Source organism: Bombilactobacillus sp. ESL1097 (genome assembly GCF_058107205.1).
Genome location: NZ_JBYLUB010000002.1, coordinates 189,830 through 202,744, shown reverse-complemented (window position 1 = coordinate 202,744; position 12,915 = coordinate 189,830). Strand labels below are relative to the sequence as shown.

At 38.3% G+C, this 12,915-nt stretch carries 9 protein-coding genes; all 9 read right to left on the bottom strand.

Going from position 1 to position 12,915, the window contains the following annotated elements; translation table 11 throughout:
* Positions 1-54: 54 nt before the first annotated feature.
* Entirely contained in the window at positions 55-1,695 is a 1,641-nt protein-coding gene (locus AC3B6D_RS05120; protein WP_489775079.1) for a mannitol dehydrogenase family protein, read from the bottom strand.
* A 280-nt stretch (positions 1,696-1,975) separates the two neighbouring features.
* Entirely contained in the window at positions 1,976-2,761 is a 786-nt protein-coding gene (locus AC3B6D_RS05115; RefSeq protein ID WP_489775078.1) for a 2-keto-4-pentenoate hydratase, read from the bottom strand.
* A 317-nt stretch (positions 2,762-3,078) separates the two neighbouring features.
* On the bottom strand, positions 3,079-3,627 hold the full coding sequence (locus tag AC3B6D_RS05110; RefSeq protein WP_489775077.1) for a cysteine hydrolase family protein: 549 nt from the start codon (positions 3,625-3,627) through the stop codon (positions 3,079-3,081).
* Between the two features lie 267 nt (positions 3,628-3,894).
* On the bottom strand, positions 3,895-4,602 hold the full coding sequence (locus AC3B6D_RS05105; RefSeq protein ID WP_489775076.1) for a B3/B4 domain-containing protein: 708 nt from the start codon (positions 4,600-4,602) through the stop codon (positions 3,895-3,897).
* A 250-nt stretch (positions 4,603-4,852) separates the two neighbouring features.
* Positions 4,853-7,078, bottom strand: coding sequence for a putative mucin/carbohydrate-binding domain-containing protein (locus AC3B6D_RS05100; RefSeq protein ID WP_489775075.1), 2,226 nt, complete (start codon positions 7,076-7,078; stop codon positions 4,853-4,855).
* 414 nt (positions 7,079-7,492) lie between these two features.
* Positions 7,493-8,437, bottom strand: coding sequence for an aldo/keto reductase (locus AC3B6D_RS05095; RefSeq protein WP_489769445.1), 945 nt, complete (start codon positions 8,435-8,437; stop codon positions 7,493-7,495).
* 258 nt (positions 8,438-8,695) lie between these two features.
* Complete coding sequence (locus AC3B6D_RS05090; protein WP_489775074.1) at positions 8,696-10,642, bottom strand: M13 family metallopeptidase; 1,947 nt, start codon at positions 10,640-10,642, stop codon at positions 8,696-8,698.
* Positions 10,643-10,804: 162 nt separating this feature from the next.
* Positions 10,805-11,635 carry a phosphoenolpyruvate hydrolase family protein gene (locus AC3B6D_RS05085; protein WP_489756744.1) on the bottom strand — a complete coding sequence of 277 codons (831 nt, stop codon included), beginning with the start codon at positions 11,633-11,635 and terminating at the stop codon, positions 10,805-10,807.
* A 1-nt stretch (position 11,636) separates the two neighbouring features.
* Complete coding sequence (locus AC3B6D_RS05080) at positions 11,637-12,851, bottom strand: Tm-1-like ATP-binding domain-containing protein (protein ID WP_489756745.1); 1,215 nt, start codon at positions 12,849-12,851, stop codon at positions 11,637-11,639.
* Positions 12,852-12,915 lie beyond the last annotated feature (64 nt).

Below are 12,915 nucleotides of genomic sequence, written 5' to 3'. Positions count from 1 at the left end.
ATTGTAATTTTTTAAAGTTAGTTATTGCTAAGCAACAAATTCTATCCCTGTCACCTAATGAAATTGCTCCCCCTTAGTGGTCACCGTATCATGCAACACTTGCCGTACCGCACCCGGGCCAGCAATTAAGCGTTGAAAGTAATTTTCAACCTTAGTACCCACGCCAATTGCATAGAGATCATTCCCAAAACTACTACGATTACTTAAGATGGGCTGTAAAACCTGGTGCACATCTACATCAGAAACTCCTAACTGTACGTCTTGTACATAAGCTTTTAAGGTTGCCAATTGGGGATCGGGACTTTGCACAAACTGCTGTCCTTGGTCATCTACACCCATTAAGTAACGACACCAACCTGCTAAAATTAAAGGAATAAATTCCAAAGTTTGCGGATCACGTGTGGGATCATCTACATAATGTTGCAACGTTACTCCATAGCGGATCGCTAATAATTGTGACGTATCCGTGGCAATCCGATATGGGGTATCTGGAATATTTTTATTAGGCAAACGCTTGTCAATTAATTCTGCAATAAACTTTTGTGGATTAATAATCTTGGGATCTTTGACTACGGGTAAAGCTTCACCATAACCAAAATTCTTGATTAAACCTAATAAATCGGCATCAGCCACTTCATCAGCAATCGAAGTAAAGCCTAGTAACGAGCCGAAGATTGCTAAGGCAGTATGCAAAGGATTCAAGCACGCCGTTACTTTCATTTGATCAGCATCATTAACCGTGGCTCGGTCAGTCATAATAACCCCCGCTTGTTCCAACTGCGGACGCCCATTTGGAAAGTTATCCTCAATGACTAAATAATGCACTTCTTCAGTATTGGCAAAGGGTGCAATCACGGTGGTTTTAGCTGTGGTCAAAATTTGTGTATCACTAAAACCACTTTGTTGTAATTGTTGGGCTACATCAGCACTTGGACTGGGCGTAATCCGATCAATCATACTGCACGGGAAGGTGATTAACTCAGGATTAGTCAAATAATCAATAAAATCGGCTGCTACCAACTGATTATCAACCCAGCCTTTGGCAATTCGTAAAACTTCCGTTTGCAGTTTTAAACCATTCTGTGAAAAGTTATCGGTACTGACTAACGCTAGTGGTAATTGACCAGCTTTAAAACGTTCATATAACAAGTGCGCCACAATACCCATATTGGTGATTGGTGCCTCCGGTCCGTGAGCAATGTCTGCCTGGGCTGCCTTGGTTAAGTTTCCGGCCACATCAACTAATGAATAACCTTTTTCCGTAATTGAAAAAGTCACCAATTGTAGTGTTGGTGCCACAAAATAATTAGTCAATTGCGCCCACTGCTGGGCATCATGATGATCTACAAATAGTGAAGCGGCCACACTAGCTAACAACTCTTTATCTAACGTGCCATCCTCTTTGAGAACAACACTAAGCATCCGATTATTGGCCGGCTGATAAATTTTTTCAATCACTTCGGGGTCAAAAGTTTCCGCCACAATGATTCCGCGGTCTAATTCCCCCTGATTTAATAAATCTTGAGCAATCTTTGCATGAAAACAACGAAATAAATTGCCGCCACCAAAATGAATCCAAATGGGAGCTTGGAGCGTTTTTTGTGTAAGCGCAGTTTGATCGTATTGGGGAACGGTAATGCCCGCCTCTCGAAAACTTGTTGCTTGTTGTTGATAATCATCCGTCAATCGAACCATGTCATTACTCCTTTAAGTTTAGTTATGCTTAAGTAAATATTAGCCAAGTAACTCAACTAGTAGCTGCTGCTCTGACTAATTGGTTGGATATTCCTAGAAAGACAGTTACGCTCGCCATTGTTTCTAGAATTAAGCTCAATTTCGCGTAATCGCTTTCTAAAAATATCTTTTATTATACCATTTTTAATTTTAGCTATAAAACATTAAAAGAGCCTAACTTCGATCACTGATCGAACATTAGACCCTTAAATCATTTAAAATATGACCACTACTAATGACATTAGTCGGTTACATTCAAAGTGACTGTTCCAAAATCATCCGTAAACTTTGCTTCCCAAGTTCCCGGTTGTAAGTGTGGCGGCAAGATAAATGTTCCAGTTGACGCATGCGTCCCCGCTGGGAAACTAAAGCCTTGCTCAGACAATTTTTTAACTAACCATTTTAAAGCTGTCACTGGATTACCCAAAACTTCACTGCCTTGGCCATGGGCTTGTTCCTCACCATTAAAAGTTAAAACTGCAAAAACGTGAGCTAAATCCGCTAGCTTTAAGGTAGCACCATCTTTCACCTTGCCACCCACGACTGCGCCCCCAACAGCCGTATCACTTAATACTAAATATTTATTCAGATCCGGGAACCAGTTCGTAAACCGCGCATCAGGCACCTCCATATCCGCAGCAACATAACAATTTTGTAACAACTCGGTTTCTGACATTGTAGGGGTCAGCGGTCGTTTAGCAGTAAATTCAAATTCCACTTCGACCAAAGGCTCATTGTAATCTTTCAAACTCAAGGTGGTGCCAGAATCTAAAAATTTGTCCGCTACCTGCGCGCCATAAAGTGGTGAATCAGCATCAAACATTTTTTGCGTTTGCTCTGAAGTTAAAGATACCTTATAACCAGCCGTAGGCTGCCCCTTTAATTTCATCACTGCTTGTTGCACCTCATATGCTGTGTCAAAATCATTGACCACATCAGCATAATCAAAACTTTGGAGTGGTTGATTTTCCTTAAATGCTTGGTATAAATCCTTAGCTAATTGGTTTTGTTGTTCTGTCAGTGTCATGATACTCTCTCCTTTGTTAGAGAAATAAAAAAGATCCGCGGCTTATATTTTAAGCAGCGGACCTATGAAATGAATCATCAGCTGCCTACCAAATTGGCTTTGATAGGCACCACAAGTTGTCAGCACCTATCATTCAATAATGATAATGCTGATAATAATTCGTGTAGTTGCTTGTACTGATGATGTCATTGTTTTACCCCTCTTTAGTATTTTATAATTTAATTATAAAACTTTAATTTAGAAATGTCAACAGTTAATCTAATTTAGCTTCAAAACTAAGTAACTATTGACCAGTCTTCAAAGTCAAAATAGAAAGCTTAAATATATTTTTCCACGTCAACGGTTTTGATAATTGTCGCAAATTCTTGATCCAAGGTAGCAATTGACACATCCTGAACTTCTTGGGCGCTATAACTTTGACCACGATAATCCTTAATTGCAAAAGAAGCCGTTGCATCTTCCACTAAGTAAGTATCAAATCCTAAATTTCCAGCCATTCGCGTAGTGGTGGATACGCAATGCGGCGTGGTCAAGCCACAAATGAATAATTTTTTAATTTGATGCTCTCGTAAAATATTTTCTAATTTAGTTCCAATAAAAGCACTGTTCACCGTTTTCTCCAAAACAATTTCCGAAGATAAAGGTTCAGCCTGCTCTTGAAATTGGAAACCAGGACTTTGAAAATAAAACCGCGATTGCGGATCATCACTAATATGATGTACGTTAATAACTAATTCTTCTTGCTTACGAAAAATTTGTAACAACTGTTGCACATTATCTTCAGCAAATTCATTATTCCGCGCTCCCCAGCTACCATCGCGAAAAGTTTTTTGTACATCAATTACCACTAATGCTACATTTTCCATATCAAATTCTCCTTATTGATTAACTAAATTTTAGAGATTAGTTTGTATTTTAACTATAGCGATGTCTTATATATCTTTGATTTGACAATAAATACCCTGATACTATCACTTTAGACCAAAGTTTACCACACGTTTTCAGCTGTTCAAATCTGACTTACCAATTATTTCTGCAACTGAATAGATCACTACCATTCACAACACTATACGGAAAAAGCTGTTCATCAACTTACGATGAGCAGCCTTTTTATTTCAAGAATATTAAAGATGTTACTTACTAAAATCAATCGCTGGATTTTCCTGATTAACAAGCCAAGTTTGCGTTTGGACTCCTAAATATTTCTGTAGTAGATTTTGCAACAATTCTACAGCTTGCTTTTGATCATCCGCACGGTCAGGATTAACATTTTCTAAATAAAAAATCACATTTTTAGAATGTTCACTAATCTCTACGCGACTACTATCCCGCCAATTCCAGCACCGACAAACAACTGACTCTTCATCTTGATAAATTACTTCACCTGGCAAAGCTTCCTCAGCAGAATCTTCCCCGATTGGGAAAAAGTGCTCGCCACCTTGAGCAATCGTTAACTCTAAATGGCCTTGCAACAAATCCATGTCCTGTCCACCCAAAGGAAATGCCCAAGTCAAGGACACAATATTATAAAGATCAACAATCGGATTAATCGAACCGACACCTTTACCTTGCTTAGCCCGCTTCAGCAGATTTTCAACTGAACTACGAGCCCCTCTTTTGGTTTTAAACTTGTGATAAGCTTGCCGCCAATCTTGAACTACCGGATTTTGGCCAATAGCATCCTCTGGCAACCATTTAACAGCATTCTGGTTAGCTTCAGCCAACAACTTTGGCATATCAGCTTGCGAATGATTATCAACATCTTTGGCAACAATTACCGAAATACTGGCCTCTGGAAATAATTGCCAGAGCTTTGGACTAACCGTCAATTTGGTTAACATAGTTTTCTCTCCTCTGAACACCAGAAATAAATCATTTTCTCTTCACAATTCATATTATAGACTAGCTTTTCCAGACGCCAAATAAATATCTCAAACTTTGTTGCAAATAAAAAAGGACGCCACAGGCGTTAATAAATCTGCGGAAGAAATTCCCAGTTTTACTCACCTGACGTCCAATATAAAAAGTAAAGCGGTATTTTTAAATTACATAATCAATAATTTCTAAAACCCTTTTCTTGAAAAGAAGCTATTATCTAAACAAAAGACCATACATCTGTTTGTAGGTACTCTGATATGGTTCATCTAACAAATTGATGTCCGCCAACAAAGCTTTTTTCACTGGCGATTGTGCTAATGGAATATTTTGTTGGTCTTGTTGATTCATCAATTGGGAACATTGATTACTAATTTTATTGATCAAAATTTGTTGTGGATCATTGTTTAAAGCATTGTTCTTTAAACCAAACTTAGTCACAGTCCACTTGTTCATGTTATTAGTTTTATCAACAATGTTATCTGTCGATGTTAAGCGATTCTTCGTTTCTGCATGATAAATCTCCAGTGTATCACCCGGGTTTAAAGCAAAGGTCACATTCCCCTTAGTGACACCAGCACCTTCAATGGTCTTAGTAAAAGTAGTCTTATTGTTGCTGTCTTTCACAGTTATTTGTGCATACTTTTGACCCTTGTAATAAGAATGCGGTGTGGTATTAGTAATTGCCAAAGTTGCCTGGTGCTGATTTAAATTTGTCTTCAAGGTGGCAAACTTATTGTCATTGACACCCAGAAAATCTAATTCCTGATTAGTTAAAGAACTAACACTAACATTTTTCAAAGTCAGTGCTGTATTGTTGTTCGCTTCTTTCACATAAACGTAGTTCTTATTCGGCATGTATTGCTGCATGGCTTTTCCAGAGAAAGCTAAGGTGTAAATACCGTTCGGCACATTCTTAAAGGTAATAGTCTTAGCCGTGATTGGTTGCGAAGACACCACTTTAGCACCATCTTTCAAGGCAATTGTAGTACCCTTTAGATTTTGAATATCGTCAGTAGTTAGGTTCAACGTTAAGTTACCAGTCAAGTTTAACGGGGCAATATCTTTGTTTTGAACCATTTCAAAATTGGAATTAATTAAAATGTTTTTGTCTAATAATTTCCGCGCAGTAGCTAGTTGAGCTTGTGGTACGACATCAGCTAAGGAAGCCACAGCTGGATAATTAGCAGCTCGATTTTTTTCTTGTTGTGAACCATTAACGCTTAAGCCCCAACGTTGTAATACCGGGGTAAAATCCTGGTGACTATTTTCACTGTAAACTTGGTTCATCAAGTCTGGTAATGGGTAGTCACTCTTCTTAAATCCCGGCTGGTTGGCTAATTGTCGATATTCTTGGTACATCTTAGTAAAGGAACTGTCACCAGCTTTTTGCTTGAGCATGGTTAATAGAATTAATTTACCGCGTAAATCAACATCAGCATAACCACCTTTGTCAGTCACTAAGGTTTTGTACAGACTATTTTCAACGGCATCTTTTTTACCATAGTTAAAGAGCCAGCCAATTTGATCAGCTTTCTTACCGTACTTAGTATATTGATATTGCACGCCAAACAAATTATTAGATACTTCACCGGTATACATACCGACGCCATCAAAACCAGCTTGATAACCGTGCGCAATTTCGTGTAAAGTAGCCCAATCAAGTTTGGTCAGCCACATTTTAACGGATCTGGAAGTATTAGCGGCCCACTGATCGCTATAATAAGCGCCACCAGAACCATGAGCGTCTGCTTTTAAGAAGTAACGATTTTGACCGTTCATGTTGGTTGGTGTAGATCCATCAAAACCGGCCATTTTGTTATAAAAAGCAAAGATCTCAGTATAGTGATCAATTAATTCGTCTAAGTTTTTGTAATCAGTTAACTTTCTCACAGCTTCTTTATCGCTCTTGGGAATTAATAATTGAAAGTCTTTGCCCTTAATTAAAGCAAAATTACCGTCGTATTGGTCCCAAGTCTTGAAAAAGGCGGTTTGATCACCTTTGTAGGTATAAATTGGTAACGGCTTTTGCGCTCTCGTATCTTCGATTTCATATTCTAAAGTCGCAGATGTCTTGCCATAAGGAGTATCGACAAAGGGTACTAATGGTGAATCCGCACTCACAGTTGTCCAGTTGGAACCGACCGTCACACTTTTTTCCATTTTTGAATCATAACCCAGTAATCGCAAGGTTAAGTTACCAGTAAAGTTAGGATTGGTTTGCCGAACTTTCAAGACCGTATTTTCACGCAAGATAAATCCCAAATCTTGACGATCATGATACTTACCCTTACTCATACCCGCATTTTCAATCCAAGTTGGTTCGGGCAAACTGGTAATGGTTTGCGTTTTGGTAGCCGCCTTAATATTCAGCGCGCTACTAATAAAGAAAAAGAACATCAACAAAAATAATCCTGATATTCTTAAGAAATTTTTCTTCACTTTGATTCCTCCAAAACATAATTTTTTAAACTGCTCAGTTTTCCAAAATAACAGCAGCAAAACAAAATGCTGCGCTTCTCTATGATAGAACTAAAACAAAAATCATTTAACCATTAAGCACTGGCAGTCTTCAATTTTTAAGTATCTATTGTAAGCTTCTCTGATTAATTGATTATTATTTTTGATATATCAAGATTTAGTACAGCAAAAATAGTTCACACAATAAGATAAATGCACAAGAAAACATCTTAACATTTACCAAGCATTAATCCAACCTTATTGATCAATTTAATTTATAATTTCCGAACATAAATAGTGACAACTAAAACAAAAAAGGTTGCGACAAAAATTGTTTAGAAGTTTGGCTTGCACTTCCAACTTTTGTCTCAACCTAATCTTTTGATCTAGTATCTATTAAAACATCTTAAATGCTTGATCAATTGTTTGATATTCACTCGCAGTTAAATTAATTTTCAAGGCGGCGGCATTGCCCTGAACTTGCTTGACATTCCGTGCTCCTGGGATGACCACACTAACTAGTGGATTAGCCATATACCAAGCTAAAACAACTTGCGTGACTGTCGCAGCATGAGCTTGCGCAATGGTCCGAACTTGTTCCAAGCCAGTAATTGCATCATTGAACTTAGATTCAGTTAAATCTTCCAATAACTTACCGCCGTCACTTTGGTGGAACTTGTTCCAATCGGCTTTAGTATATTTACCAGTTAACAAGCCCGAAGCTAATGGGAAATATGGTACAAATGAGATTTGATGATCTTTGAGATATTGCATTTCTTCTTGGGCTGGACTTTTATAGATTAGACTAAATTGATCTTCTACAATGTCAACTTGACCATCTTTATTAGCTTCCTTAATTTGCTCCAAAGAAAAGTTAGACACCCCGATGGCGCGAATTTTACCTGCTTTTTTCAAATCAACTAAAGCAGCCACGGCTTCATCTTTAGGAGTCTTTTCATCAGGAAAATGAATATAAAAAATATCAATGTAGTCGGTCTTTAACCGCTTCAAAGCCTTATCAACAGCTTCTGTTAAAAATTGTGGAGTGTTATTCATGGCGAAGTTTTGGGCTGGATCTTGTGCCGCCTTATCAGCCACAATTATCTTGGAACGATCATATTCTTGCAAGACGTCGCCAATAATCTCTTCCGAACGCCCGCGTCCATAATCAAACGCCGTATCTAAAAAATTAACACCTTGGGCAATAGATTCGCGTAACAAATCATAGCCATCTTGCTCCTTCAAATTTTGAAATAGATTATGACCACCAACTTTATTAGCACCCAAACCTAACTTAATTGTCGTTACATCACTTTTACCAATCTGAACTGTCTCAACCATAATAATCTCTCCTTTCGTCAGCACTAGTTATTCTGCAATTTTCGCCAAAATATATTCATTAATCCCCGAACTCATCGATAGCGCTAACATTTGTTCCTATAAATTATTATATTCCTAAAAAACACTTTTACTAGTGTTTATTTTGAAATTGCTACCAAACGACGGCAAACAAATTCTTAATTAGGCCAAATTGGAACAATAAAAAAGTCGGCAACAGGCAATGAAATTGCTTGTTTACCAACTTTCTGATTTGATTAACTACCAAATATTGACCCGCTTTTCTGGTTCTAACCACATACCATCATGTTCACCAACGTTAAACGTGGTATAAAACTCGTCCATGTTTTGGGCTTGGACATTGGCCCGTAAAGGAGCTGGCGCATGCACATCCATACTCAAAAACATTTCCATCAATTGTGGTGTGGATTTGGTCCGCCAAACGCGCGCCCAATTCATAAAGAATTCTTTTAAATCAGCATCTGCTTCGGACTTAGTGGCCTCTAAAGCACAGCTTAAACCACCAGCATCTGCCACATTTTCACTCACAACCAATTTGCCATTGACTTTGCCATCCGCAAAATCAATCCCATCAAATTCATGAATCATCTTTTGCGTTAATTCTTTAAATTTCGCATAATCTTCTTTAGTCCACCAGTCATGCAGGTTTCCATATTCATCAAATTGAGCACCGTTATTATCAAAACCATGCGAAATTTCATGAGCGATCACGGCCCCAATGCCACCGTAATTAGCACTGCTAGATTGCTCTAAACTGTAAAATGGCGCCTGTAAAATTCCGGCGGGGAACGTAATATCATTACGAGAGGGGTCATAACAAGCATTAACCAAATGCCCCGGCATTGCCCATTCGCCCCGATCCACTGGTAGTTTAAATTTAGCAAAATTGTCAGCAATCAAAACTTCAGTAATGGCTTGAATATTAGCCCATAAAGATTCCTTTGGATCAACAGTTATCTTTTGGAAAACAGCATTAACTTTTTCAGGATAGCCTATTTTGAGCACCATCTTATCTAACTTCACAACAGCTTGTTGTTTGGTTTGAGAGCTTAGCCAATCATTCTGCTGAATCCGCTGTTCATAAATTGCAATCATTTTACGGACCATTTGCTCAACATCCGCTTTGGCTTGCTCACCAAAATAAGTTTGCCCATAATACTGGCCAATAACTTCATCAAAATATGAGCCTGCTAAATGATAAGCTTGCTTTAATGGTGCCTGTAATTCTTGATTACCACTCAAAGCCAAACTGAACTGTCCGGCAATTTCGCGTAAATCCTGACTTAAATAAGCACCCGCACCCATAACATAATTAACTAACGTCCAGCTCTTTAAGTTATCAAAAGTAGCTGCATTAACAATCTCTGTAAAGTATTTATAAAAACGCGGTTCACTGACATTGACAGTGGCTACGTTGTCTTCGACTGCTCCTTCGATCAAGCTCTGAAAATCAACGACGCCGCCTAATTTAGTCAAATCACTTAAGGCTGTTGGGTTATAGTCTTTGACATAATCGGCTTTTTCTTCAGCACTTTTCACTACTTTAGCTAATGACTGATCAAACGCCACGGCTTGTTGGGCAATCTGGGTAGCATTGGCGGCAGTTTCTCCAATGGCTTGTAGTAATTGTGTTGCTGTTTGTTGATAAACTGCTAACAATTTTTGACCACTCGGATTATCTTCATAATAAGTCGTATCCGGCAAGATCAAAACCGGCGCAGAAAAATCGACAACATTTTTACTGGTATCCTTCATATCTGCCGTCACATAAACACTAAAAGGCAATGGATATCCTGCTGCTAGCCATGCTGGCAATTGCTTAACCCAATCGGTCAAACTAGTAACTTGCTTAATTTGCTCATAACCAGCTTGGGCAGGCTGAAAGCCCTCTTGATTGCGGCGCTCCATATCAGCAGCTACTTGATAAAATTTAACAGCCTGCGCCAGTAACGGATTAGTAATTTCTTTAGTACCCGCCGCAAAATCTGCCAAATCTTGCATTAACTGTTGTTCAATACCTAAATCCAAATCCGAAAAACCACCGACACGCGACTTGTCAGCAGGAATTTTAGCAGTCTTTAGCCATTCACCATTGACCGCTAAATACAAATTATCTTGCGGGGTTGCAGTTGCACCTTTAGTCGTATCGCCTTGACCACCAACTACTTGTTGGATTGTTGAACTCATATCGTTGCCTCCTATAACTTTATTAATAGTTCAAATTCTATCACAATCAAGTGACGGACGATAATATTTACAAACAACATTATAATAATGCAATAAAAAAGCTCCTAGATCTAATCGCATCTAGGGGCTATTTGAATTTAATTAAAATATAAATGGATACTATTATTTGCGAATTGCTTCAAACTTTTCTGTTTGTTCTTTAATACTCTTTTCTGCTGCTAAACGTTCAATGCTGGAAGCACCAAAGAATCCGTCAATTCCGTTAACACGTTCAATAACATAAGCTGCATCTTCAGGTTCAGCAATTGGACCACCATGACAAATTACCATAATATCTGGGTTGACTTTACGTCCAGCATCCAAAATTGCCTGTACTTTTTCAACGCATTCATCCAAAGTTAAAGCGGTCTGTGCCCCAATGGCACCTTTGGTAGTTAACCCCATATGCGCAACCAAGATATCAGCACCCGCTTCAGCCATTTTCGTTGCCTGATCAGTATCAAAAACATAAGGTGTTGTTAGCATTCCTAATTCATGAGCCTTATGAATCATGTCTACTTCTAGATCATAACCCATACCTGTTTCTTCCAAGTTTTGACGAAATACACCATCAATCAAACCAACCGTTGGAAAGTTTTGAACACCATTAAACCCTTGATCCTTTAATTGCTTTAAATAAATATCCATTACTCTAAACGGATCAGTTCCACAAACGCCCGCTAAAACAGGAGTATGCTTAACAATTGGTAGCACTTCTTGGCCCATCTCAACTACAATCTGATTAGCGTCACCATAAGACAATAGACCGGCTAAAGAACCACGACCAGCCATTCGATAACGACCAGAATTATAAATAATTAACATATCTGCACCACCAGCTTCACTACTTTTAGCAGTAATACCGGTTCCTGCACCAACCCCAACTAACACTTCACCTGTTTGGCGTTTTTGTTTAAAATCTGCAATAATTTGACTTCTGCTTCTATTATCCAATCTAATCATTTCCTTTCATCAAATAATTTAATTCCGTCACACAATTAGAGGTAAATTGTGGATCATTTATGTTATAGGGTAATTCTTTAACTGTAACTAACTGATTATACAAGCGAGATTTTAATGTAGTAACAAATGCTTGATCAGCATCAGGATCATAAAATGGACCACCTATAGCATCCAACTCTGAAAATCCTTTTAAAGGAATCATAAACGTAACAGGTGATTGTGCCTGATTTAATTTATCACTAATATATTCGGCAAACATTTTATTTTCAGCTGGCGTTGTCCGCATTAAGGTTACAGTCGGATTATGCTTAACTAAATTGCGCTGTCGATACTTATCAGGAACACTATCAAATGTTCCAAAATTAACCATGTCTAAAGCTCCTGGAGCAATTACTTCAGGAATTTTGGATATAATCCCCGCTTCTAATCGTGTAGGTCCAGCTGTCAGGACACCGCCACAAAGTTCATCAGCAATTTCTGTAGTAGTTAAATCTATAATGCCCTCAAAATAATTTTGGGAAATTAAAGATTCCATCGTTTTACCACCAGTTCCTGTAGCATGAAAAACCAAAGTTTCTAAGTTTTGCTGTGTCAATAATTGACGCACATGATCCACTGCCGGAGTAGTCACTCCAAACATGGTAGCTCCAATTAATGCCTTGTCATCACTTTCAGTATGAACTTTCAAATTAACCATTCCCGAAACAGCTTTGGCAGCATTTTCGAATACATTCCGTGAGATTTTATTGATACCGGAAACATCAACGATTGATGGCATCATTAAAATGTCACTGGTTCCTACATAGTCACTAGTATTACCTGAAGCCATCGTCGAAACCATGACTTTAGGCACACCCAAAGGTAATGTCCGCATCGCTGGAGTAACCAAAGCAGTTCCACCTGAACCTCCTAGTGATAAAATTCCTTGAAATTTACCTTCTCGATATAACCTTGGCAATAGTATTCTTAACCCATGGCCCAAGATAGCATTAGCTTCACCACGTGTATAACTACTGCGAATATCATCCATGGTTAATTCTTCAACATTAGCTATTTGATCATCATCAATATCTACTGGTACCGTTGGTTCAAAAACACCTGCATTGATCATAATTACTTCGTTTCCCAACTGTTCCAGTATCTGACGAACATAGCCATACTCTTGACCTTTGGTATCTAAAGTCCCTACTAAAGCAATTGTGCTCATTAATTAACCTCCCTTCAACTTTATGAATTCATATTATGTCAAAAGCGGTTACAAAAACAGGTAA

Coding starts and splice junctions, on each gene's coding strand:
- AC3B6D_RS05110 (WP_489775077.1), bottom strand. CDS start 3,627: ATGGAAAATGTAGCATTAGTGGTAATTGATGTACAAAAAACTTTTCGC.
- AC3B6D_RS05090 (WP_489775074.1), bottom strand. CDS start 10,642: ATGAGTTCAACAATCCAACAAGTAGTTGGTGGTCAAGGCGATACGACT.
- AC3B6D_RS05095 (WP_489769445.1), bottom strand. CDS start 8,437: ATGGTTGAGACAGTTCAGATTGGTAAAAGTGATGTAACGACAATTAAG.
- AC3B6D_RS05080 (WP_489756745.1), bottom strand. CDS start 12,851: ATGAGCACAATTGCTTTAGTAGGGACTTTAGATACCAAAGGTCAAGAG.
- AC3B6D_RS05115 (WP_489775078.1), bottom strand. CDS start 2,761: ATGACACTGACAGAACAACAAAACCAATTAGCTAAGGATTTATACCAA.
- AC3B6D_RS05120 (WP_489775079.1), bottom strand. CDS start 1,695: ATGGTTCGATTGACGGATGATTATCAACAACAAGCAACAAGTTTTCGA.
- AC3B6D_RS05105 (WP_489775076.1), bottom strand. CDS start 4,602: ATGTTAACCAAATTGACGGTTAGTCCAAAGCTCTGGCAATTATTTCCA.